Here is a 21814-nt window from a genome sequence, read left to right on the forward strand (position 1 = left end):
TCGTCAGAGTTGCGACAGCGGGCGGCGGAAACCCGCCTCCCGCCCGGCGATCAGCCAGTAGATCAAGCCGGCGACGAGGCCGGCGGCAGCGATGATGCCGATGTCGGCCCATCGCTCCGGATTCATGTCTTCCGGCGAACTCGGCCACATCAGGGCAAAGCCGCCCACCGCGGAAGCGGCGCCGAAAAACATGTGCAGCAGGACATTGCGCAGCGAAAAGGATTCGGCAATGAGCGCGAAGATCAGCGTCTGCAGTCCGGTCACCACAATCGTCAGAAAATAGATGAACATGCCGAGCGGTGGCACCACCAGGACCGCGATCGGCGAGAGGCTCATGACGCCGAAATACTCCGGCGCGTTTGGCAGGGAACTGAGCGCGGCGTAGATCGCCACCACGGCGACCAGGCCGACCAGCAAGGCGACGAGATAGCCGGCTAACATCATCAATATGCGCTTCAACACATGCTTAGCCGTCGCCATGCCAATCCCCCACGCGGCGCAGTCAACTGTTCCAATCAGCCATCAAAGCCGATCCGGCGCAAGAGGAGGCCCCGAGCGATGCGGTTTTGGCGGGCCTTCGTGGAACATGAAGCAGGGCCGATCAGGCGCCGCCGCACAGATGTTCGGAGTCCGGCAGAGCCCAACTTCCTTTTGCGACGAGGTCCAGGGCGTAAAAAACCCGGCCGCGGTCATCGTCCTTGGGGCAGTCCCTGGGAATCGCGATCAGGCACATCTCGACGGGTTCGCCGACCTTCGAGGCGGCGAGGCCAGGCTCGCGATCATAGGACACGGACCCGCCGCCATTGGTGAAGGTGGCGGCGCTGCCTCCCTCAGGCGAGGCCGTTTCCAGCGGGTCGTCGCCAAGCCGCGTGGTCAGCGTCTTGATATGCGTGGTCGCGCATTGCCCGACGGCCGAGGGCAGGGGCTGATCCTTGTTGCCGGGGTTGCGTGCGGCCGCATCCAGCGCCTTCTTGCCGATCAGCGCGATGTTATAATCCTGCACCCAGGACGGCGCATTGCCGTAGGTCTGCAAGGCGTTGTTCAGCGCGCTGACGATGCAGGCGGTGTCGCTCTTGCAGGCGTTGCGGTCGGCAATCAGCCCGCGGGCGATCTTGCGCTTGTCGCCGCCGAAGGCCGGCTCGAAATCCTTGTAGGCCTTGGCAACCAGCAGATCGATGGCCGACAACTGCGGATCGGCACAGATGGCTTTCTCCGCCGGCAGGCTTGCCTTGGCGCAATCGAAGGATGGCCCCTCGGCCCGCGCCGGAGCGGCCCCAAGGACGCTGCCGGCCAGAATGGTGGCAAGCACCAGCATGACATCGGTTCGAACGGAAAATCGCATGCATGCCCCCAAGCCCACAGGATTACCCAAGGCGCTGCCCCGCGCCATGCATGGATATCATACTCCAACAATGGACATTTTGCGGCACGTCCGGTCGGCCATCGAACACGCCCGGACAAACGGGCTTATTCGTCGAATGGAAGACGTCTTCCGGCGGCCCTTATTTGGGCTCGGCCGTCACCGGATCATAGGTGATTTCGACCTTTGCCTTGTCCGATGTGTAGTAGGTGACGACGTAGGCATCCTTGTCCCAGTCGACCTCTTTGACGTAGCGAAAGCCGTCGCGCTGCTCGACCTTGGCGAGGATCTCCGACAGCTTCTTGGCATTTTGCGGCGGCAGCGGCGCTTCATCCGCGGCAAAGGCCGGCCCGGCGGCGAGAAGAACGGCGACGCTGGTCGCCAGCAGAAATCTGGACATGGCTTTCCCTCAAGTTTCGACGCAGAGAAACTCGCTGGCGCGGCGGTTGGTTCCGCATCTGGAATGCGGGACCATCCAACCCGCCGATTTGCAGCCGGCCAGAGGAAAAGCCGTCCGTCAAAAAACCACGGTGCGCCGCTTCACTATTCCTAGCCATAGTGCTGGCGGTTCACTTGGGGGTCCATATGCGCACACGTCACGTCGTCATGCTTGCACTGTCAGTGCTTGCCATCCCGGCCGTTTCCATGCCCGTGCAGAACGCCAGAGCACTGGAACCCGAACGCTACACGGTCTACTGCGCCGACGACCGTATCGAGGTGTCGTTCTGGGATCTGGAGCAGATGAAGGTGCGTAACGGCTCCAACGTCTGCCAGTTCCAGAGCTATACGAGCTACAGCAGCGCGTTGAATTTCGCTCAAAGGAATTTTGGTGGGGAAGGGGCGAGCTGTAGTTGTTGAGGCGATTCCGACTTGGAGTGCAATTTCAGCAAGGGAAATGGCGAGCATCCTGGCGCAGCCAGCCCTTGACTTCCTGGCCGCCGCTTTTCTTAGGCCTTGCTCATGTTATCTAGCCGCGCCAGCTAAGTAGAAGCTATTTGGTGGGGGCTAACAGCACTCTTGGAAGGCGAGGCAATTTGAGGTGGCGTTGAGTTTGATGATACCCGCCACGCCGCACATACGCGATTACAGGTCGTTCTCATACTTCACAAGATGTTTGATACCGTACCATCTGTGAAAACCCTCGCTACGCCAGTCTTAGTGCCAAGGTCTATTCCCAGGATGTAGGGGGCTGATTACGAGAACTTCTGTTACATCTGCGATTCGCAGCTCTGTGCGAATCGCTATCAATTGAAATGGCCTTTGGAGTGCGCCCCTCGGAGCGGACAGGATCAAGCGGCGGTTTTGACCATCTTCCGGGCGTGTTGGTCTTCGAACTGTTGCGGGCTGAGATAGCCGAGCGCTGAGTGCAATCGGCGAGTGTTGTAAACCTCATCAATGAAGCGGGGAAGGTCCTCAGCGACGTCGGTGAAGGTTTCATAGGCCATCGGATAGATGGCTTCGACCTTCATCGTCTTCATGAAGCTTTCCGCTTTGGCATTATCGTAGGGATTGCCGCGCCGACCCATCGATCCAATAAGATCGTGCTCGGCGAGAAGCTTGCGATAGAGGAGCGCGGCATATTGCGCGCCTCGATCCGAGTGATGGACGCAGCCCGGCGGCGGCTTTCGCCGTTCGATTGCCGCCTTCAATGCTGCAACGGTCAAGCGCGCGTCGATCGACCGGCCGATGGCGTAACCAACGACCTTGCGGGACCAGGCATCCAAGATGACCGCGACGTAGACGAAGCCTGCCGCAATCGCCACGTAGGTTATGTCGCTTACCCAAAGCCGGTTCGGGCCATGGAGTGTCACGTCCTTCGCCAGGTTCGGGAAGATCGGCAATTCATGATTGCTGTCCGTGGTGGCGATGAAGCGTCGCCTGATCCTGGGCTGCAGATCATGCTCGCGCATCAATCGTCTGACCTTCTTGTGGTTCACGACAATGCCGCTCTGCCGCAGCGCCGCCTGCATGCGGCGATAGCCGTAGGCTTCGAAGCTGTCGGAGATCTCACCCATCGTCTCGACGAGCGCTGTGTCATCCACGGCGGTTTCGGGCTGATCGTAGTAGGTTGATCGCGCGATCCCCATCAGCCGGCATCCTTCAGCGATGGAGACACCGCGGGGCCGGTGATCACGGATGTAGGTCCGCTTCTGGGACGTGGTGCGCTTTTCAGAGCCCCCTTTAGAAACTCGATTTCCAAGGCTTGCCGGCCTACCAGCCGCTCCAGCGCGGCGATCCGAGCCTCATAGGTCTGCATCGTCTCGGCCGCCGCTACATCCTCGTCGAAGGCGCCGGCCTCGTATTTCTGGACCCAGATACGGATCAGGTTACGCGCTAGTTCGTGCCGCCTGGCCAGACCATGAAGCGTCTCACCGGAGAGGAACTCTTGCACTACCTGACGTTTGAACTCGATGCTGTGCGCGCGATGTGTAGTCATGGCTTCCATCCTTCGAAAGCCCGGCTTCCAAGTCAATTCTGCTTAGTCAATCTGTCCGCTCCGAGGGGCGCACTCCACTTCTGGGGGAGAGATTATCGTGACTTTTGACGAAGCGATGGCGAAGATTGCCCATAGAGCCGACCAAGTCTCGACAGATTCAATGCAACAGTTGGCGCTTGGTCACGTCAAGCATGAGGATGACTTGACGGGCGATCTCGTCGGGGCACTGCGGGAGCGCATGAAGGATTTTCAGGTCGGAGGGCTGAAATTTGATACTGCCATACTGACACACAGGAGGAAGGGCGAGGAAGGTAAGTATGGTGCCGACATACTCCTTCACGTTGAACTCCACACACCCGAGCAAGACTACTCCAAGGGTGTCCTCATTCAGGCTAAGCGGATTGGGCCTTATCAAAATATGACGACGGCGCACGACGCGGAACTGAAAATCCAATGTCAGAAAATGCTAAAGTTCACCAGCTCGGCGTTCGTGTTTGTCTACGACAAGGCGGGGCTTAGAACGAGTTCGGCAAACAAAATTGTCGGCAGCAAGCGGCTAAACCTATATGATCGTACAGAATGGACCAGTTACCGCTTCTTCCTTGAGCTGTTCCGGTGTCCGATCGGTGACGGCCGGATCACAAGTGCCGACATTACAAAAATACGGCCCAAGTTCGCGTTGCGCATTCGAGCTGAAGGCACGTTGGGGTAAGCAAGCTAGCGCTTCACCTTATTCCGCCACTTCTCCCAACCGCTGCCTTTGCAGCGATCGAGCACGTAGTAAGTTTCGCCGCCTCTGTCAGCCGTTCCCATCTCGGCAGCACGGTTGTCAAAGCCGCTAACTGATGGTGAGCTATTCGTGACTGTTGTTTGTGGGGGGAAAAAGTGAGACGCTGGCTTATCACCGCACTAATCCTGGGCTCTGCGCTATTCGCAGATCGCACAGCCTTTGGACAGGACGCCCCTTTCGATTGGTCTGAGGACCAGGACATCACTTTCCATGACGCATACAACGGCGGTAATTGCGGCACCTGCGAATGGATTCTTGCTGAAGGGACGATCGTCAGCGGCTCTTCTGAAGCGTTCCTTGAATATCTGCAAAAGAGGTTCCATGGTCCAGACAAATCGAGGCCTCTTACCGTCTACTTCAATTCCAATGGCGGTGACGTTATTGAGGCGTTGAAGATCGGACGCCTGATCCGGCAGTGGGGCCTTGATACCTCAATCGGCAAGACTACCGGGGAAATCAGCAATGACATCGTACGCTCGGACAACCCCACCGCAGGGGTATGCGCTTCGTCGTGCGCCTACGCAATCCTGGGCGGTAACAAGCGTTATGTAAGCAATACGGGCAAGCTAGGGGTCCACCAACACTATTCGCCGAAGTCGGTCGAAAACCCCTTGAGTTGACAGCTACGGCCGTCGACCGCTCAATGGATCAAATATTCACAGCCATCATTCTCGATTATGTGGTCAGCATGGGTATCGACCCGGAGTATGCCGTTCTGGCCCAGTCGACGCCTCCCGTCGAGGTTCATTGGCTCTCTGAGGACGAAATCAAAAAATTTGGCGTCGATAACACCGTCGACCAATACTCCGCCCCCAAGATAATCCCATTCGGCGCCCGTGGTGCCGCGCTTGAGGTCGAACACGTAAAAGGTGTTTTCGCGAACCTCGCCACGCCGACCAAGTTTAGATTGTACTGTCGTGGCAAATCGGCGACGCCGTATCTGGCCGCTATCATCACCGACAGGTTCGACTATGAAAGCGCCATGCAGGGTGCGGTGGCAAATAACATTGACTTCAAAGTCACCAACGACCTCGGACTGAATGTCACGGTGCATCCCAAGCTTGCAGGATTGAAATCGGCAACGAACGCCAACAGTGTTCACATGCTTGCCACAGCTTGGGCGCTGGAGGGGTTGTCGGTAGGAGATCTCGCAGAGGCGTCAACGATCACAGCCGTGGACGGAGAGGGCAAGTTTGTCCCCCATTATGCGTACGACCTCCAGCAAATGCTCACGGTTTCGTTCCCGAATGCCGGTCCGCTCATACAACTGACCTTACGGAACTGCATACAGTGACGGGACAGGTTTCTATTGCCAGTTCGGCCGCTTTGAGCCGGTATCGAGCGTCCGTACCGCGTGGCATGCGGCGCGTGATGTGCCTCAGGTCTTGATGACCGGTAACCTTCTACTGCCTCCGGCATACCGCCACGCGCTGGATGCGCCGCGAAAGGGTAAGCGAGTGGGATACGTCAACCCAGCTCGGTCGCCGTCGCCCGGCCAGACCGAGACCTATACGGCCTACGACCCGGCATACCTCAAGGGTGCAGCGGACGCGCTGGAAAGCTGGTGACGGCGGTTTGTGTCGAACTGCCGGGGCCGGGGTGTCACTTGCCGCAGTTCGAAGCCGGTCAAGCGGGTCGGCTGATATGCCGAATTGCCGAAGGGTCTTGCCGGTGTGGAAGCCTTGCGTGCCAATTGCACGCCAGCGACCGAAATCAGAAAAATCGCTGCTGAATAAATCATCCAACCATTTCACCAGGGTTAGATGGTGGGCGATGCAGGGATTGAACCTGCGACCCCACCCGTGTGAAGGGTGTGCTCTCCCGCTGAGCTAATCGCCCGCTCGTTGCCCGAAGGCCAAGCGAGCCGCGATATAAGGGAGGCCGGCCGGTTTAGTCAAGGCGCTGTCTGGCGTTCTTCCGTGGATCGGATTGCCGCACTTTCGAGTTTGTTTCCGGAGCGACCCCGGCCGCATCGGATCAGTGTCCTGCCGCGGCCTTGATTAGCTTTTCTGCCAGATCGACGGTCAGCGCATCGAAGTGCGAGATCACCGCCGAGGGTTCGAATTCGCGGACATGGCGGTCGGTGTAACCAAAATCGACGGCCACCACCGGAATGCCGGCGGCCTTGGCGGTGTCTATGTCGGTTTGCGAATCGCCGACCATCAGCGCGCGGTGCGGATCGCCGCCGGCCAGCTTGATGGTTTCGGTCAGGTGGCGCGGGTCGGGCTTACGGAAGGCGAAGGTGTCCTGGCCGGCGATTGCCGCGAAATGTTTGGTCAGGCCGAGCGCTTCGATCAGCGCCAGCGAGTTGGCCTCGTATTTGTTGGTGCAGATGGCCAGGAGATAGCCTGCCTTCTCGAAGCGCGCGATCGCCTCGATGACACCGGGGTAGGGGCGGGATTTGCCGGGAATGTTGTCGGTGTAGTGATCGAGGAACAGTTTTAGCAGTCGGTCGTGCTCGGCGACATCGAGCGAGCGCTGCTGGGCGGCGTGTGCGCGCTCGATCATCACCCGGCCGCCATGGCCGACGAATCGCTTGAAGCCGGCTTCGTCGACGGCCTGGAGTTCGCTGGCGGCCAGGCTGTGGTTTAGGCTGTCGAGCAGGTCCGGCGCCGTATCAATCAGCGTTCCGTCGAGGTCGAACACGATGATCGGGCGAGTCATGATCCATCCTGCGCAGGTTTGTGCATCGGCAGGCGATAGCGGCTGCGGCGCGTCAAGGCAAGCAGAGCGGTGGACAGGCGCCCAAAGGCTTTGATCACGGTCAAAGGCTTTGACCCGGCCGGCAAAAATGCTAGGAGCCCGAACCACAAGGTTCCCCGGGGCAGCAAAGCGGCATGGATGCAAGACAGTTGAAGGTCGAGGCCGCAAGGGCGGCCCTTGCCCATGTCAGCGACGGCATGCGGCTCGGCATCGGCACCGGCACCACGGCGGAAGAGTTCGTGCGACTGCTTGCCGACAAAGTCGCCACCGGCATGACTGTCATTGGCGTGCCGACTTCGGAGCGCACCGCCGCACTTTGCCGCGAGCTTGGCGTGCCATTGTCGACATTGGAGCAAACGCCCGAGCTCGATCTCACCGTCGACGGCGCCGACGAGGTCGACCCGGAGCTGACCCTGATCAAGGGCGGCGGCGGCGCGCTGCTGCGCGAGAAGATCGTGGCCGCGGCCTCGCAACGCATGATCGTCATTGCCGACAGGTCGAAGATGGTCGAGACACTCGGCCGTTTTCCGCTGCCGATCGAAGTCAACCAGTTCGGCCTGCGCGCCACCGAGATCGCGATAGCCAAGGCGGCTGCAAAACTCGGTCTTTCCGGTCCGATTACATTGAGGATGACGGGAGGCCAGGCTTTTGTTACAGACGGCGGCCATTTTATCCTCGATGCATCTTTTGGCCGCATTCCGGATACAAGAGCGCTTTCGAATGCTCTCCATGCCATTCCGGGCGTGGTCGAGCATGGTCTTTTCATCGGGCTGGCGTCAGCGGCCATCATCGCCGGCGGCGACGGTATCCAAACCGTCCATGCCGCCCGAAAACCAGGGAGTTCTACCGATCATGATGTTGCATAACCGGGTACGCGGCCTTTGCGTCGTTCTGGCGGCTTCGGCCGTTTTCGCCTTCTCCTCGCCGGCATTTTCGCAGGACGTCACCGACTCGCACCTGAAGGCTGCCCGGGCGGCGGTCGCGGCGATCCATGCGACAGATCCGTTCGACAGCATCCTGCCGCAGGCGGCCGCCGCGCTCGAATCGCAGCTCATCCAGAAGAACCCGGACATGCAGGAGCTGATCGGCAAGACGATCAACGAGAAGGCGATGGCGATGGCCGCGCGCCGCGCCGATCTCGAGAAGGAAGCGGCCCTTGCCTATGCGAAGGTGTTTTCCGAAAAGGAACTCAACGACATCGCCGCCTTCTACAGCTCCGACGCCGGCAAGAAGCTGCTCGACAGCGGCCCGACCGTGACACGTGATTTGGTCAAGGCAGCCGACATCTGGCAAAACGGCGTCGGCCGCGATCTCGCCCAGCAGGTCGGCGAAACGCTGGCAGCGGCCGCCAAGGCCGCGGCAAAGGCCGCGCCTGCACCCGCTGATGGCGCCGCTCCGGCCGACAATGCGGCTCCGGCAGATGGCGCGGCTCCGGCTGATGGCGCCGCGCCCGCCGACGGTTCGGCTCCCGCCGACGGCACGCAGAACTGATCCTGCGTTTTCAAATGCGGCTTTGCGGCCATCTGTGAAGCCCGGCTTGTCCGGGCTTTTCTTTTGGCCATTGGCGGCCTACCTGTCACTCACATTTTCCGACGTTCAAGGAGCCGCGCATGGCCGGTTATGACTACGATCTCTTCGTCATCGGCGGCGGCTCCGGCGGGGTGCGGGCGGCGCGCGTTGCCGCTGCACTCGGCAAGCGCGTCGGCATCGCCGAGGAATACCGTTTTGGCGGCACCTGCGTCATCCGCGGCTGCGTACCGAAGAAGCTCTATGTCTACGCCTCGCAATTTCCGGAGCATTTCGCCGACGCGGCCGGCTATGGCTGGACCGTGCCGGAAGCAAGTTTCGACTGGCGCACACTGGTCGCCAACAAGGATCGCGAGATCAGCCGGCTGGAGGCGATCTACAAGAAGAATGTCGAGGGCTCCGGCGGCGAGACCTTCCATTCGCGGGCGATGATCGTCGAGCCACATGTGGTGCATCTTCTGGGCGAGGACCGCACCGTCACCGCCGACCAGATCCTGATCGCCACCGGCGGCCGTCCGGCGGCGCATCCAGCGCTGCCCGGCCACGAACACTGCATCTTCTCCAACGAGGCTTTCGACCTCAAGGAGCTGCCGAAGGCGATCATGATCGAGGGCGGCGGCTATATCGCGGTCGAGTTCGCCAACATCTTCCACGGCCTCGGCGTCGACACCACGCTGGTCTATCGCGGCAAGGAAATCCTCAGCCGCTTCGACATGGACCTGCGCCGCACGCTGCACGAGACCATGGAAAAGAAGGGGATCAAGATACTCTGCCATTCGGTGAGCGAGCGGGTGAGCAAGCGGCCGGACGGCCGGCTCGACGCCCTTCTCACCAGCGGCCAGACGCTGACGGTGGACCAGGTCATGCTGGCCATCGGGCGCATCCCCAACACCGAGAATATGGGCCTGGAAGGCATCGGCATCGAGATGACCGCGGTCGGCGCGATCAAGGTCGACGAGTATTCCCGCACCAACATCGACAATGTCTGGGCGATCGGCGACGTCACCAACCGCGTGCAGCTGACACCGGTGGCGATCCACGAAGCGATGTGCTTCATCGAGACGGCATTCAAGGACAACCCGACCGCACCCGACCACGAGACGATCGCGACCGCGGTCTTCTCACAACCGGAAATCGGTACGGTGGGCCTGTCGGAAGACGATGCCGTCAAGCGTTTCGCCGATATCGAAATCTACCGCGCCAGCTTCCGGCCGATGCGGCATACACTGTCGGGCCGCGACGAGAAGATGCTGATCAAGCTGGTGGTCGATGGCGCGTCTCGCAAAGTGCTCGGCGCCCACATATTGGGGCCGGACGCCGGCGAGATGGCGCAGCTGCTCGGCATTCCGCTGAAGGCCGGACTGACCAAGGATGATTTCGACCGCACGATGGCCGTGCACCCGACCGCGGCGGAGGAACTCGTCACCATGTACAAGCCGACCTACCGCGTGAAGGACGGCCAGCGCATCTAGACTTTCGTCTGTTTCCAGCGCCTGCGGTAGAGGGAGCATTCAATGCCCGCCACCACCAACTCCACGCCGCTTGATCATGGGTTTGGCGGGCGTGTCGATCAGGTCATCGACACGGCCGTCGAGGAGGGGCGCATTGTCGGCGCCGTGATCCTTGTCGCCCGGCGCGGTGAAATCCTTTACAGCCGCGCCGCCGGCCTTGCCGACCGCGAAGCGCGGAAACCGATGACGCCGGACGCGATCTTCCGGCTTGCGTCGGTCACCAAACCCGTCGTCGCGACCGCAGCACTTGCCCTCGTCGAAGCAGGCATTATCGGCTTTGACGATCCCGTGGCGAAATTCATCCCGGAATTCCGGCCGAAGCTCGCGGATGGCAGCGAACCCGTCATTACCATCCGACAGCTCATGACGCACACCGCGGGCCTGAGCTACGGCTTCGGCCAGGCGGCCGACGGACCCTATAATCGTGCTGATGTCTCCGACGGTCTCGATCAGCCCGGCCTCTCCATGGCCGAGAATCTCAGCCGCATCGCTTCAGTGCCACTGTCCTATGCGCCGGGAACGCGCTGGGGCTATTCGGTGGCGATAGATGTGTTGGGCGAGGCCATGGCGAGAGCCTCCGGCGCCTCCTTGCCGGAACTGGTCGATCGCCTGGTCGTTCAGCCGCTCGGCATGCAAGACACGGCCTTCACCGTGCGCGATCGATCCCGGCTGGTGACGCCCTACGCCGACGGGCCCGGCAAGGCCATCGCCATGGGAGAACATCACCGCGTGCCTTTCGGTGACGGTTTCATTTCATTCTCGCCCGGCCGTGTTTTCGATCCCGCTTCCTTCGCCTCGGGTGGTACCGGCATGAACGGCACCGCCGGCGATGTCCTCAAGCTGCTTGAGGCTCTGCGTTCGGGCGGCCGGCCAGTCATCCGCCGCGAAACGGCCGCGGCGATGGTCGCGGACGCGATACCGGGCCTGGAAACCGGCATGCCTGGCTGGAGCTGGGGTCTCGGTTTCAGCATCCTGCTCGACCCGCTCGCCGCATCGACGCCGCAGAAGGCCGGCGCCTGGCGCTGGGGCGGCGTCTACGGCCATTCCTGGTTTGTCGATCCGGCGTTGGACCTGACGGTGGTGGCGCTGACGAATACCGCCATCGCCGGCATGACCGGCGCCTTCCCCGAAGCGCTCTGCGACGCCATCTATGGCAGGCAAGCCTGAGCAGGGTGGATCGCCGCCGGCCACAGCCGGCGGCAGATACAGACGCTGCTAAAGCAGCGTGCCGCGCAAAATGACCAGCGCCACCGAGAAATAGATCACCAGTCCGGTGACATCGACCAGCGTCGCGACAAACGGCGCCGATGCGCTGGCGGGGTCGAAACCGATCCGCTTCAAGGCAAACGGCAACATCGAGCCCGACAAAGAGCCGAAGGTGACAATGCCGACCAGTGCGGCGCCCACCGTCGTGGCGATCAGCGGCCAATGCGGCCCATAGTCGTAGAAGCCCATATATTGCCAGAGCGCGATGCGGCAGATGCCGACCACGCCGAGCATGGCGCCCAGCACGAGGCCGGTGGGCAGTTCGCGCAGCGCCACCCGCCACCAGTCGCGCAGGCCGATCTCGCGCAGCGCCAGCGCCCGGATGACAAGCGAGGTCGCCTGCGAGCCGGAATTGCCACCAGAGCTCATGATCAACGGGATGAACAGCGTCAGCACGATCGCCTTCTCCAGCTCACCCTCGTAGCTCTGCATGGCGTTGGCGGTCAGCATTTCGCTGATGAACAGCGCGCACAGCCAGCCGCCGCGTTTCTTGATCATGGAGAGGAAGCTCATCTTCATGTAGGGCTCGTCGAGCGCCTCCATGCCGCCGAAGCGGTGCACATCCTCCGTCGTCTCCTCGATCATCGTATCGATGATGTCGTCGATGGTGACGATGCCGAGGATCTTGCCGTGATCGACGACGGGGACGGCGAGCAGGTCGTATTTGGAGATCGTCTGCGCCAGGGTTTCACGATCGGTCAGCGGCGTGACCGTGACCGGCACGCGGTCCGGCGCTACAGACATGATCGGGTCGTCCGCCTCACCGGTGATGAGCCGACGCAGACCGGTCGAGCGCACCAGGAGGTGCGTTTGCGGATCGACGATGTAGATCGCATAGACGGTTTCGCGCGTCCGCTCGACCTTTCTGATATAGTCGAGCGTGCGCCCAACGGTCCAGTCCGAGGGAACGCTGACGAACTCGGTCGTCATGATCGATGCGGCGCTGCCCTCGGGATAGCCCAGGATGGAAAGCAAGGTCGCGCGTAGCGGTGGCGCCAGAGCACCGAGCAGTTCGGAACGTGCCGGCTCCTCGAGCTCGCGCAGGATGTCGGCCGCACGGTCGACCGACATGGCGGTGAGCAGCTTGCTTGCCTTGGGGCGGGGCAGGGCGTCTACGAGTTCGGGCGCCCCTTCGAGTTCAGGCTGATCGAAAATCTCGACCAGCCGCTCGAAGGGTACGGCGCAAAGCAGATCCGTCGCGGTTTCGCGCGATCCATGATTGAGCGCCTCGACCACGTCGGCAACGTGGTCGTTTGCGAGGATGCGGGCGATGGCGACGGCCTCGTCGTCCGCTACAGTGGGAAAATCGTTCATGGCTCACTCCTTGCCGTCCGGCAGGACATGAACCATTCAGGTCACGTCTAGGCGGACGGCGGTTGCGTTCGACTAATACTGTCGCCAGGCATGGCGCGATGACCTTTCCGCTTGCGGGTTCGCGTTTGACTATCAGCAAGCCGGCGCAACATAGGAGCGCGCCTTGCCGAGTCAATCGTTGTGAGGAAGGAAATCGGCGCCTGATAGCTCCGATCGCGACACTGTGATCGCCGACTGCCGTTCTACCCGGCAAGTCGCGGTGAAATAACCGTTATTTTTGCTTCAGCCGACGCGAGAAACGCAGCCATTTGTCCTCGACCGGCCGTGGCTGCGCCAGGATCGTGGTGAGTTCGACAGGCAGTGTCGGAACCAGCGGCTTCTTGGTGGCGACGCCGTCGGCGATCAAGACGATCGAGTGGTAGAACTCGGTACCGGCAGCCGATCGTGGCGCCACCGCTTCGTGCATGACGCTGATTACCGTGACATCGGGGCAGTTGTCCTTGATCGCCTGATGGAAGGCAATCTTGCCCTCCGGGTCGAGCGCACCGGTCGCTTCGTCGAGGAACAGCAGTCCCGGCTGCTGCAGGATGATGCGGGCCACCACCAGCTTCTGCTTCTGGCCACCCGACAGGACCTGATCCCAGCTTTTGCCCTCGCGGCTTTCATTGGCCATTTGTTCGATGAAGTCGCCGAGACCAGCCTTGTGCAACGCGGACGCGACCTGGGCATCGCCATGGTCATGTTCGGAGCCCGGCAGGCAGACCAGCTGTTTCAGCGACACCTGCGGGAGCTTGACCTCCTGGGCGGCATAAAAACTCTTCACCCCGTCAGGGAAGACGATGGTGCCGTGGCCGTATGGCCAGAGGCCGTTGATCGCCTTGATCAGCGAAGTCTTGCCGCAACCGGATTCGCCCTTCAGGAAGGTCCATTCGCCGCGCCGGAAGCGCAAATTGGCGGCACTGAGGAAGGGCGTCGCATCCTCGCCCTGATGCGCCAGTTCGAGCTTCTGGATGGTCAGGCCAAAGACCGGGTTCTGGCTGGCATAGTGGAAGTCGGAACGGCCGGTCTTGCTGTAGAACTCCTGCGGATGCTGAACATCCTCGATCGCATTCGCCAGTTCGGTGACACGCTGGCTGTTGGCGCGTAGCGTCGCAATGGCCGGCATGACGTGGATGAACCACGAGCACTGGCTGATCAACTGGGCGACCATTTCAGAGCCGGTTATATAGCCTTTGTAGTCCAGGCGATTGTGGATGAACGACACGAGACCGGGACCATAGGCGACGATCCGGCCGCCGACGAAGTTGTAGATCAGCTCGAACGACGTGTAGCTGTTGTTGACGACATTGAGCCTGCCCCAGGTTTTGTCGATATCGACGTAGAGCCTGTCGTGCATCGACTTTTGTACGCCCTCGCCATGCGAGGCGGCGACATGGAAGCTGCGGCGCAGGAATGTCGTCAGTTCACTGCGGTAGCTGCCCTCGGCCTGCTGCATGCGGATATTGAGCCGCTCGAGCATGCGCCCAAGTCTGACCGCGATCCAGGTGTTCAGCGGCACGTAAATGGCGACGGCGAGGAAGGCCAGCACTGCGCTGCCATAACTGCCGAGGAACTCCAGCCCTTTAACCTCGACCGAGGATCCGATCAGATTTTCGCCGATAAAATAGAGCGAGGTCGCGACACCCAGAACGCCCATGGCGAGACCGATCGCCCCGCCGGTCATGTCCTTGATCGATTCCTGGATGCGCTGGTCGATGTTGTCGGGCGCGACGATACCGCCGGCCGCCGAACCATGCTGGGCATGGAAATGGGTATGATTGCCGTCGAGCAGAGCCTGGTTGAACTGGCTGTTCAGCCAGCCACGCCATTTTCGGTGCAAGGTTGCAGAGACAAGACCGCGCACGCCGGTGAAGCCGGCATCCTTGAGCACGACCAGCACCACCAATATGCCGGCATTGGTCAGAATTGCCTGCAGCGGGTTGGTGTTGGCGGCATCGTGGAAGAAGGCGATCGAATTGCCCAACTCGCCCAATGCCACGGCAAACCAGACGCCGGCCTTGCTGGAAAGCGCCGTCAGCAGCGCGATGACGACGGTTAGCGTCCAGGCTTCCTTCCAGTGGTCAGACAACCAGTAGGCCTTCATCAGCCCCCAGAAACTGCGCATCGAGGATACCGGCGTCAAATGCGACGGCCCTGCGGCCCCGCGGTGTAGTCTATCCGGTACTGACTCCTGCGATCGTTTGCCGATCCGAATCACGATCCCGCCCAAACCTTTTTTGTTTTGTTACGGATGGTAACACCAATTGATCATTTTCCATTAATTTTTCTAGGGGGTCGGCGGGATTGAAGTGTCGGGCGTGTCGGCAAGGCAACAGAACAGCCTTTCCGGGCGTCGCGCGGAAGCCGGCGAAGCCGCGATTTAATGAAACGATGTCAGATAGTTACCAAGAGATCTGCAAGGCGCTTCAACCTTCCCTTAGGGAAGGCGCTCACACGATTTTGTGACTCATTTTCCCTTGCCAGGCAGGCCGTACTTTCATTGCGGGCTAACCAAAATTCCCGAAAACAGGCCATCCTTGATGTCGGCTTCCTTGCCGTCATCGTCCTTGCCGGCGGCTGAGAAATGACCTGAAACGGTCTTTGCGGCAGGGTCGTACGTCTCGATCACCACTTCACCGCTCTTGAACCTGACATGCCCGACCGGGGCGCCGGATTCGAGGATGTTGAAGTTGGCGCCATTGGCGGGAAAGCCGCCGCCGAACTTGTAGGTGCCGACATATTCGCCTGATGTTTTCAGCACCAGCATCGAATTGAATGTCATCGTCGGCGAGCCCTGCTGGGTCCCGGACAGGTTCAGCACCGGTTTGCCCGCCATCTCCAGCGTCGTGCCCTGCGCGAAGGATGCCGTCCACGGCTTGCCGTCGAAACTGGCGGTCATGGCCGCGTCCCCGGCGCTGCGGCCGATATGAACTGCGACCCGGCCAGGGCAGTGAGGCAAAGCAGCAGGCATGAAACACCACGAAGTTGCGCGAGCGTGAGCGTCCCCCGTCAATCAACCATGCCGGGGACAATAGCGCAGACCTTGCCGGCGGGCGATTCACCAGATTGTCATGCGAAGAGTGCCGTTTGACAAAATACGTACATGAGGTTGAACCTAGCCCGGGGCTGTCGGCACCAATGCATATCGGGTTCTCCAACAAGGAAGCTTACCAATGCTTGCACGCGCAGCCGCACCCGCAATCCTGTTGCTTTTTGCTTGGCTGCCTCTGGCGCATGCCGGCGATCAATCCATTCCGGCAAGTTCGGAAGGGCAAGTCGAGTTCAATGCTCCCTCTGGTAACATTGGCTGTATCTACACGCCGAAAGGCGGCACCAGCACCTATTCACCACAGGACGGCGGTCCGGAACTGAGCTGCTCCCGGGTTGAACCAAGCTACGTGACCGTAATCCTCGGCCCAAAAGGGCCGGCCACCCTAATCAAGAACCCCGGTGAACAGAGCTGTTGCAGCGACGTAGATAAGCTTGACTATGGGAACAGCTGGAGCCAGGGGCCGTTCACTTGCCAGTCGTCGACCAAGGGGCTGACCTGCACCGGCAGCAATGGTCACGGGTTCTTCGTCAGCAAAGCCAAGATGACGGTGCAATAGGCTCTGCAACGCGCGGAAGCAGCCGACCTCAGCCGACCTTGTCCAACTCGCCGCGGGCCTTGGCCGCCGCCACCTGGCGGATGGCATCAGCCAGCGTATCGACATCCTGTGCGCCCATGACCGCATATTTACCTTCAAGCAGAAAGCACGGCACGCCTGAGATGCCCATGCGCGATGCCGTGGCGATCTCGGTGCGCACCGCTTCGACATCGGCGTCGGTGGGCAGGAGTGTGGCGACCACGGACGCATCCATGCCGGCCTCGCGGGCGGCTTCGACCAACACGGCATGGTCGCCGATGTTGACACCCTCCTCGAAATTCAACTGGAACAGGCGACGGACCAGCCTGTTCTGCACGGCTTCGCCGGCGGCACCAGCCCAGCGGATCAGCCGATGCGCATCCAGCGTGTTCGGCGCAACCTTGATGGCATCGAAGGCAAAGGAAATGCCCTCGGCTTCGCCAAGCGGTTCGATACGGGCATGGATCTCGCGGATGCGCTCCTCGCTGCCGAACTTGGCCAGCATATACTCGCGGCGGTCCTTGCCTTGCGGCGGAATGGTCGGATCGAGCTGGAACGGACGCCAGCGTATATGCACATCGACATCGCCGACCGCGGCGACCGCCTTGTCCAGCCGCTTCTGGCCGATGAAACACCAGGGGCAGACGACGTCCGACACCACATCGACGGTCATGGCGTTCGCTTCGCTCATCTCGATCTCCGGATTGTCAGTTCGGTTTGCGCCACCATGTCGGCAGCTGATAACCGAATATGGGCGTCTTCTTCGGATGTTCCAGATAATTCCAGTAAGCAAGCCACTGCTGCGTATTGTACTGCGTCGGCACCATGTAGTAGCCCGAGATCAGCAGCCGGTCGAGAGCGCGAACGGCGGCGACATAATCCTCCTTCGATCGGGCGCGCAACATCGCTTCGATCGCCGCATCGACCGCCGGATCGGCAACGCCGGCGAGATTGAACGAGCCTTCGGCCTTGGCCGCCTCGGAGCTCCAGCGTCCGAGCTGTTCGAAGCCTGGCGACAGGGAATTGTTGAAGCCGCTGGATCCGATCAGAGCCTCGAAATCGAAGCGCTGCTTGCGGGACTGGATCTGGTCGCCGTCGAGCTTGCGGATGCTGACGTTGATGCCGATCTTCTCCAGTGTGCGCTGGTAGATGCCGACCAGGCGCTCCTCATCCTGCGAAGCAGTCAGGATCTCGAATCCGAAAGGTTTGCCGTCGGGATCGAGCATCGTACCATCCTGGACATGGTAACCGATGCTTTTCAGGAGATCGAAAGCTGTCTTCAACACCTTGCGGTCCTGGCCCGAACCGTCGGTCACCGGCGGTTTCCAGGTGCCGTCCATGACGTCAGGCGGCACACGGCCGGGGTAGGGGGCGAGCAACGCCTTTTCCCTGTCGTCGGCCGGATGGCCGAGCGCGGAAAGCTCGGAGTTCTGCCAATAACTCATCGTGCGCGTATACTTGCCGCCGAACAGGTTCTTGTTCGCCCATTCGAAATCGTAAAGCATGCCGAGCGCGCGCCGAACCACTGGATTGGAGAACTTCGGCAGCCTCGTGTTGAACAGGAAACCGGTCACGACGGGCGGAATGCCGGTGTCGAAGGTTTCGGCGACCACGTCACCCCTGTGGAAGGCCGGGAAATCCAGATCGCGCTCACGCTTGACCGGATCGCTGTCGTCGTCGAGGGCGCAGAGGCCTTTCTTGAAAGCCTCGAGCTTGGCGTTGGCGTTGAGGAAATATTCGATGGTGATCTGGTCGTAATTGTCGAAGCCGCGCTTGGCCGGGACATCCTTGCCCCAATAATCGGGGTTGCGCTTGAACACGATGCGCTGGCTGGGCGACACCTGGGCAATGGTGTAAGGTCCACTGCCAATCAGCGGCTTCAGCGTTGTCTTGTCGAAAGTGTCCTTGTTGAAGGCATGTTTCGGCAGAATCGGCGTCAGCGCAATGATCAGGGGCGTTTCACGATTGGCCTTGTCATTGAAGGTGAAGCGCACGCTGTGATCACCGGTTTTTTCAAGTTTGGCGATCAGGCTCATGCGTGCGTTGTAGGGTGGGCGGCCCTTGTCGGTAAAAACATCGTAGGTGAACAGCACATCCTCCGGCGTCACCGGTTCGCCGTCTGACCATTTTGCGTTGGGGTTGAGATGGAATTCGATCGACTTGCGCTCAGGATCCATGTCCACGCTGTCGGCGAGCAAGCCATAGAGACTGAAGGCCTCGTCGTAGTTGCGCTGCATCAACGGCTCGAAAACGAGGTTGCCGTAGTTCAGATCCATCACCCCGCGCGCCGTGGTGCGCAGGCTTTTCAAGATGAACGGGTTGAGGTTGTCGAAGCTGCCGACGACGCAATAGGTAATGTTGCCGCCCTTCGGCGCGTCAGGATTGACGTAGTCGAAGTGGGTGTAGTCGGGCGGCAGTGCCGGCTCGCCCTGCATGGCAATAGCGTGCTTCGGTTCCGACATGGCCGGCCGCGGCGAAAAGGTGAAAAGCGATGTCGCGGTGATCAGCCAAACAAGAACGCGGCCCATGACCGTCTCCTTAACAGGTCGGCTTGATGATTCGGTGCGCACCCTAGCATGAGGCAGCTGCGTGCCGGCCAACGGTGTCATCAAGAATTACAAGTGAGCGGGCTGGATTCGGCACCACTTGCAGTGTAACACGCCGACCGAAGTCATTCTGTTGCCTCATTTCGGCAACAGGTAGCTGGACCACACGGCGCAGAGAAGCCGGTTCCGGGATCATTTGAGAGGAAGTGCACGACATGACGAGCCTGAACAGCAATGCGTACCGCCTTTCGGTCATGGCCGCGGGCGTGGTCGGCTTTCTGGGCGCAGGACTTCCCGCCGCTTCCGCACAGCAGCAGCCGCAGATCCCACAGGGCTGGTTCAAGGCCTGCACCAAGCAGGAGGACGTCGACATCTGCAACGTCCAGAACATCGTCACTGCCGGCAACGGCCAGCTCGTCACCGGTGTGAGCCTGATCGAACTCAAGGGCAAGGTGAACCGCAAGGTGTTCCAGGTGACGGTCCCGACCGGCCGCCTCGTACCTCCCGGCATCGGCCTGCAGATCGATACCGGCAAGGCCGTGAAGCTCGACTATGTGATCTGCTTTCCGGATCGTTGCGTGGCCGAAGTGCCGCTGACCGACCAGCTCGTCGCCGCGTTCAAGAAAGGCCAGGGGATCACGCTGACCTCGATCAATTTCCAGAACCAGGCCAACCCGATCAAGATCGCCCTGCAGGGCTTCAGCGGCGCCTATGACGGCGCGCCGCTGCAGCAGTCGGACATCGAGGACCGGCAGAAGAAGCTCCAGGACTTCGTCGCCAAGAACAACCAGGACTTCGCCAAGAAGCTCAAGGACGAGCAGGACAAGGCCAAGACCGCCAACTGATCACCGGCTCGGGCATTCTTGAGTCAAAGAAAGAGCGGGGTCATGCCCCGCTTTTTTCGTTCCTGGCCGCGGCCTGGATATCCTGACGGATGGCCGGAATGCCGGGACGTCAGTGCCTGGACTGTCGTTTCGGCTCGTAGCGCCCGTCCGGCTTCTTGTCGAACATCTCCTTGATCTGCGGGTGGCGGACAGGCTCGCCCGACTGATCCTCAAGCAAATTCTGCTCCGACACATAGGCGATGTATTCGGTTTCCGAATTCTCCGCGAGCAGATGGTAGAATGGCTGATCCTTGCGCGGCCGCACGTCGGCTGGGATGGCTTCGTACCATTCGTCGGTGTTGGCGAATTGCGGGTCGACGTCGAAAATGATGCCTCGAAACGGAAACAGCCGGTGGCGAACCACCTGTCCGATCGCGAATTTGGCCGTTTTCATCGTACTCACCACTGAATTCCTTGACTTTATTTGGCGCAGACTCCGAGTCAATTCAATCCCGAAGCGTTTGAGCGTCCTCAAACTACGCAGAATGCGGCGCAAAGGTTTTTGATTGACGTCGCGATGTCGCGATAAAGTCCGCAAGATCGCTACTGCTGCCGCATCGGTTTTCGCAGGCCGCCGGCAAGTGCTGCAAAACCACTGCCGGGACGAAGCCCTTCGCGCATGAAGAAGGCGCGCAGCGGTGCAAAGCCACCGAGCACGCCGAGACCAGCGCCGCGTGCCATCTGCGCCGGCAGCATATCGGAGAGCAGCGACATGTTGAGCAGATTGACAGCGCTGCTGCGTGCCAGAATATCGGGGCGGCGCCTGAAATCGTAGGCGGCAAGGGCTTTGTCCGCGCCGGGATCTTCACGATTTTCACCAGCAATTCCAACCAGATCATCAATATCCCTGATGCCAAGGTTGAGACCTTGCGCACCGATTGGCGGAAACACATGCGCGGCTTCGCCGACAAGCGCCACCCGCCGCTGTGCAAAGCGCAAGGGTGTCACGGTCGAAAGCGGATAGATCTGGCGGCCCGGCTCTACCGTCACCCGGCCCAGCATCGACTGCATCTGCTGCTCGACTCGCATTGAGAGCGCGGCATCATCCAGTGCGGCAAGTTCCTTGGCGGTCTCGGGTTTGACCACCCAGACGAGGCTTGAGCGATTGCCTGATAACGGAACCTGTGTGAACGGACCGGTCTCGGTGTGGAATTCGGTCGAGGTGAAGGCATGCTCGCTTCTATGGCCGAAATTGAGCACGAGCGCCGCCTGAGGATAGGAGCGCGCCGCGGTCGACATGCCCGCCGCCTCGCGTGCGGGCGACAGGCGCCCATCGGCAGCGACCGCCAGCGATCCGCCAACCTCGCTGCCGTCGGTGAGGGTGGCGTAAGCCTTGTCGGCATCGAGACGCCAGGTCTTGACCATCGACCTCAGCCATTCGATCCCGGAATGCGCGGCCACCTTGCCGGCAAGCGCCGGGCCGAAGACACTGTTGGGCAGGTTCAGCCCGAACTGGTCCTCGTCGATCTCGCTGGCGCGGAAGGTGACGACGGGGCTGCGGATCAGCCGGCTGGTCGCATCGACGATGCGCATGACTTTCAAGGGCGCGGCCTTGGGCTTGATGTCTTCGAGGACATCAAGCCGCTCAAGCACTTTCAGGGCAGGGTTCATCAGCGCCGTGGTGCGGCCATCAGGCGCCGACGCCTCAGGTCCGACAAGCGTCACCGGGAAGCCGGCATCGGCGAAAGCGAGCGCCGCGATCAGCCCTGCCGGTCCGGTGCCGGCAATCAGTATCGGCGCTGTTTCCTGATGCTCCAAGGATCGGCTCTCGGCTTGCGATGCGAGGCGGGCCACCAGACCTGCCAGTCAAG

General features: G+C 60.9%; 23 protein-coding genes and 1 tRNA gene. 10 read left to right on the plus strand and 14 right to left on the minus strand.

Annotation, left to right across the window (positions count from 1 at the left end; genetic code table 11):
• Positions 1–3: 3 nt before the first annotated feature.
• From AC0V7N_RS23900 to AC0V7N_RS23910, 3 genes are all read right to left on the minus strand, one after another.
• Positions 4–480 (minus strand): hypothetical protein, encoded by a 477-nt coding sequence (locus tag AC0V7N_RS23900; protein ID WP_475450784.1) that lies wholly within the window; start codon positions 478–480, stop codon positions 4–6.
• Positions 481–601: 121 nt separating this feature from the next.
• Complete coding sequence (locus tag AC0V7N_RS23905; protein WP_496627302.1) at positions 602–1342, minus strand: lysozyme inhibitor LprI family protein; 741 nt, start codon at positions 1340–1342, stop codon at positions 602–604.
• A 160-nt stretch (positions 1343–1502) separates the two neighbouring features.
• Positions 1503–1760, minus strand: coding sequence for a PepSY domain-containing protein (locus tag AC0V7N_RS23910; RefSeq protein ID WP_475450786.1), 258 nt, complete (start codon positions 1758–1760; stop codon positions 1503–1505).
• A 185-nt stretch (positions 1761–1945) separates the two neighbouring features.
• Here AC0V7N_RS23910 and AC0V7N_RS23915 point away from each other — a divergent pair, with 185 nt between their 5' ends.
• On the plus strand, positions 1946–2218 hold the full coding sequence (locus AC0V7N_RS23915; protein ID WP_475450787.1) for a hypothetical protein: 273 nt from the start codon (positions 1946–1948) through the stop codon (positions 2216–2218).
• A 431-nt stretch (positions 2219–2649) separates the two neighbouring features.
• Here AC0V7N_RS23915 and AC0V7N_RS23920 read toward each other — a convergent pair whose 3' ends face one another.
• Both AC0V7N_RS23920 and AC0V7N_RS23925 read right to left on the minus strand, forming a co-directional pair.
• Positions 2650–3498 carry an IS3 family transposase gene (locus AC0V7N_RS23920; protein WP_475460463.1) on the minus strand — a complete coding sequence of 283 codons (849 nt, stop codon included), beginning with the start codon at positions 3496–3498 and terminating at the stop codon, positions 2650–2652.
• Positions 3447–3797: a transposase gene (locus AC0V7N_RS23925; protein WP_475450788.1), complete on the minus strand. Its 351-nt coding sequence runs from the start codon at positions 3795–3797 to the stop codon at positions 3447–3449. The genes AC0V7N_RS23920 and AC0V7N_RS23925 overlap by 52 nt, the downstream gene beginning before the upstream one ends.
• A gap of 97 nt (positions 3798–3894) precedes the next feature.
• Here AC0V7N_RS23925 and AC0V7N_RS23930 point away from each other — a divergent pair, with 97 nt between their 5' ends.
• From AC0V7N_RS23930 to AC0V7N_RS23940, 3 genes are all read left to right on the plus strand, one after another.
• Complete coding sequence (locus AC0V7N_RS23930; RefSeq protein ID WP_475450789.1) at positions 3895–4509, plus strand: hypothetical protein; 615 nt, start codon at positions 3895–3897, stop codon at positions 4507–4509.
• A gap of 173 nt (positions 4510–4682) precedes the next feature.
• Positions 4683–5207, plus strand: a complete 525-nt coding sequence (locus tag AC0V7N_RS23935; RefSeq protein ID WP_475450790.1) for a COG3904 family protein — start codon at positions 4683–4685, stop codon at positions 5205–5207.
• Positions 5208–5230: 23 nt separating this feature from the next.
• A complete protein-coding gene (locus tag AC0V7N_RS23940; RefSeq protein ID WP_475450791.1) occupies positions 5231–5881 on the plus strand; it encodes a hypothetical protein in 651 nt (216 codons plus the stop codon).
• 470 nt (positions 5882–6351) lie between these two features.
• Here the strand turns inward: AC0V7N_RS23940 and AC0V7N_RS23945 are convergent.
• Positions 6352–6426 (minus strand) — tRNA-Val (locus tag AC0V7N_RS23945).
• Positions 6427–6564: 138 nt separating this feature from the next.
• The gene (locus AC0V7N_RS23950; protein ID WP_475450792.1) at positions 6565–7251 is read right to left on the minus strand and encodes a phosphoglycolate phosphatase; all 687 of its coding nucleotides are present in this window, start codon (positions 7249–7251) and stop codon (positions 6565–6567) included.
• A 173-nt stretch (positions 7252–7424) separates the two neighbouring features.
• On the opposite strand from AC0V7N_RS23950, the gene rpiA reads away from it, so the two are divergent.
• The 4 genes from rpiA (at position 7425) to AC0V7N_RS23970 (ending at position 11495) form a co-directional block, all read left to right on the plus strand.
• A complete protein-coding gene (gene rpiA / locus AC0V7N_RS23955; RefSeq protein WP_475450793.1) occupies positions 7425–8156 on the plus strand; it encodes a ribose-5-phosphate isomerase RpiA in 732 nt (243 codons plus the stop codon).
• Positions 8143–8781 (plus strand): DUF2059 domain-containing protein, encoded by a 639-nt coding sequence (locus AC0V7N_RS23960; protein ID WP_475450794.1) that lies wholly within the window; start codon positions 8143–8145, stop codon positions 8779–8781. The genes rpiA and AC0V7N_RS23960 overlap by 14 nt, the downstream gene beginning before the upstream one ends.
• A gap of 119 nt (positions 8782–8900) precedes the next feature.
• The gene (gene gor, locus AC0V7N_RS23965; protein WP_475450795.1) at positions 8901–10289 is read left to right on the plus strand and encodes a glutathione-disulfide reductase; all 1389 of its coding nucleotides are present in this window, start codon (positions 8901–8903) and stop codon (positions 10287–10289) included.
• Between the two features lie 42 nt (positions 10290–10331).
• On the plus strand, positions 10332–11495 hold the full coding sequence (locus AC0V7N_RS23970) for a serine hydrolase domain-containing protein (protein WP_475450796.1): 1164 nt from the start codon (positions 10332–10334) through the stop codon (positions 11493–11495).
• Between the two features lie 48 nt (positions 11496–11543).
• Here AC0V7N_RS23970 and mgtE read toward each other — a convergent pair whose 3' ends face one another.
• From mgtE to AC0V7N_RS23985, 3 genes are all read right to left on the minus strand, one after another.
• On the minus strand, positions 11544–12908 hold the full coding sequence (gene mgtE, locus AC0V7N_RS23975) for a magnesium transporter (protein WP_496627303.1): 1365 nt from the start codon (positions 12906–12908) through the stop codon (positions 11544–11546).
• Between the two features lie 271 nt (positions 12909–13179).
• Positions 13180–15072, minus strand: coding sequence for an ABC transporter ATP-binding protein/permease (locus tag AC0V7N_RS23980; protein ID WP_475450798.1), 1893 nt, complete (start codon positions 15070–15072; stop codon positions 13180–13182).
• A 372-nt stretch (positions 15073–15444) separates the two neighbouring features.
• Positions 15445–15846 (minus strand): DUF6252 domain-containing protein, encoded by a 402-nt coding sequence (locus tag AC0V7N_RS23985; protein ID WP_496627304.1) that lies wholly within the window; start codon positions 15844–15846, stop codon positions 15445–15447.
• A gap of 274 nt (positions 15847–16120) precedes the next feature.
• Here AC0V7N_RS23985 and AC0V7N_RS23990 point away from each other — a divergent pair, with 274 nt between their 5' ends.
• Positions 16121–16555 carry a hypothetical protein gene (locus AC0V7N_RS23990; RefSeq protein WP_475450800.1) on the plus strand — a complete coding sequence of 145 codons (435 nt, stop codon included), beginning with the start codon at positions 16121–16123 and terminating at the stop codon, positions 16553–16555.
• 28 nt (positions 16556–16583) lie between these two features.
• Here the strand turns inward: AC0V7N_RS23990 and AC0V7N_RS23995 are convergent, their stop codons facing one another.
• Both AC0V7N_RS23995 and AC0V7N_RS24000 read right to left on the minus strand, forming a co-directional pair.
• Positions 16584–17264 carry a DsbA family oxidoreductase gene (locus tag AC0V7N_RS23995; protein ID WP_475450801.1) on the minus strand — a complete coding sequence of 227 codons (681 nt, stop codon included), beginning with the start codon at positions 17262–17264 and terminating at the stop codon, positions 16584–16586.
• Positions 17265–17280: 16 nt separating this feature from the next.
• The gene (locus tag AC0V7N_RS24000; protein WP_475450802.1) at positions 17281–19101 is read right to left on the minus strand and encodes an extracellular solute-binding protein; all 1821 of its coding nucleotides are present in this window, start codon (positions 19099–19101) and stop codon (positions 17281–17283) included.
• A gap of 233 nt (positions 19102–19334) precedes the next feature.
• Here AC0V7N_RS24000 and AC0V7N_RS24005 point away from each other — a divergent pair, with 233 nt between their 5' ends.
• The gene (locus AC0V7N_RS24005) at positions 19335–19964 is read left to right on the plus strand and encodes an invasion associated locus B family protein (RefSeq protein ID WP_027045086.1); all 630 of its coding nucleotides are present in this window, start codon (positions 19335–19337) and stop codon (positions 19962–19964) included.
• Between the two features lie 109 nt (positions 19965–20073).
• Here AC0V7N_RS24005 and hspQ read toward each other — a convergent pair whose 3' ends face one another.
• Positions 20074–20397 carry a heat shock protein HspQ gene (gene hspQ, locus AC0V7N_RS24010; RefSeq protein WP_027027770.1) on the minus strand — a complete coding sequence of 108 codons (324 nt, stop codon included), beginning with the start codon at positions 20395–20397 and terminating at the stop codon, positions 20074–20076.
• Positions 20398–20546: 149 nt separating this feature from the next.
• Positions 20547–21761: a UbiH/UbiF family hydroxylase gene (locus AC0V7N_RS24015; protein WP_475450803.1), complete on the minus strand. Its 1215-nt coding sequence runs from the start codon at positions 21759–21761 to the stop codon at positions 20547–20549.
• Positions 21762–21814 lie beyond the last annotated feature (53 nt).

The organism is Mesorhizobium kamtschaticum (assembly GCF_056174585.1).

Bases quoted from the DNA above. Each gene is read 5' to 3' on its own strand.
- mgtE (WP_496627303.1), bottom strand. From the start codon at position 12,908: ATGAACGATTTTCCCACTGTAGCGGACGACGAGGCCGTCGCCATCGCC.
- AC0V7N_RS23980 (WP_475450798.1), bottom strand. From the start codon at position 15,072: ATGCGCAGTTTCTGGGGGCTGATGAAGGCCTACTGGTTGTCTGACCAC.
- AC0V7N_RS23940 (WP_475450791.1), top strand. From the start codon at position 5,231: ATGGATCAAATATTCACAGCCATCATTCTCGATTATGTGGTCAGCATG.
- AC0V7N_RS23995 (WP_475450801.1), bottom strand. From the start codon at position 17,264: ATGAGCGAAGCGAACGCCATGACCGTCGATGTGGTGTCGGACGTCGTC.
- AC0V7N_RS23990 (WP_475450800.1), top strand. From the start codon at position 16,121: ATGCTTGCACGCGCAGCCGCACCCGCAATCCTGTTGCTTTTTGCTTGG.
- hspQ (WP_027027770.1), bottom strand. From the start codon at position 20,397: ATGAAAACGGCCAAATTCGCGATCGGACAGGTGGTTCGCCACCGGCTG.
- AC0V7N_RS23915 (WP_475450787.1), top strand. From the start codon at position 1,946: ATGCGCACACGTCACGTCGTCATGCTTGCACTGTCAGTGCTTGCCATC.
- AC0V7N_RS23985 (WP_496627304.1), bottom strand. From the start codon at position 15,846: ATGACCGCCAGTTTCGACGGCAAGCCGTGGACGGCATCCTTCGCGCAG.
- rpiA (WP_475450793.1), top strand. From the start codon at position 7,425: ATGGATGCAAGACAGTTGAAGGTCGAGGCCGCAAGGGCGGCCCTTGCC.
- AC0V7N_RS23900 (WP_475450784.1), bottom strand. From the start codon at position 480: ATGGCGACGGCTAAGCATGTGTTGAAGCGCATATTGATGATGTTAGCC.
- AC0V7N_RS23950 (WP_475450792.1), bottom strand. From the start codon at position 7,251: ATGACTCGCCCGATCATCGTGTTCGACCTCGACGGAACGCTGATTGAT.
- AC0V7N_RS23960 (WP_475450794.1), top strand. From the start codon at position 8,143: ATGATGTTGCATAACCGGGTACGCGGCCTTTGCGTCGTTCTGGCGGCT.
- AC0V7N_RS24005 (WP_027045086.1), top strand. From the start codon at position 19,335: ATGACGAGCCTGAACAGCAATGCGTACCGCCTTTCGGTCATGGCCGCG.
- AC0V7N_RS24000 (WP_475450802.1), bottom strand. From the start codon at position 19,101: ATGGGCCGCGTTCTTGTTTGGCTGATCACCGCGACATCGCTTTTCACC.
- gor (WP_475450795.1), top strand. From the start codon at position 8,901: ATGGCCGGTTATGACTACGATCTCTTCGTCATCGGCGGCGGCTCCGGC.
- AC0V7N_RS23905 (WP_496627302.1), bottom strand. From the start codon at position 1,342: ATGCGATTTTCCGTTCGAACCGATGTCATGCTGGTGCTTGCCACCATT.
- AC0V7N_RS23970 (WP_475450796.1), top strand. From the start codon at position 10,332: ATGCCCGCCACCACCAACTCCACGCCGCTTGATCATGGGTTTGGCGGG.
- AC0V7N_RS23910 (WP_475450786.1), bottom strand. From the start codon at position 1,760: ATGTCCAGATTTCTGCTGGCGACCAGCGTCGCCGTTCTTCTCGCCGCC.
- AC0V7N_RS23925 (WP_475450788.1), bottom strand. From the start codon at position 3,797: ATGACTACACATCGCGCGCACAGCATCGAGTTCAAACGTCAGGTAGTG.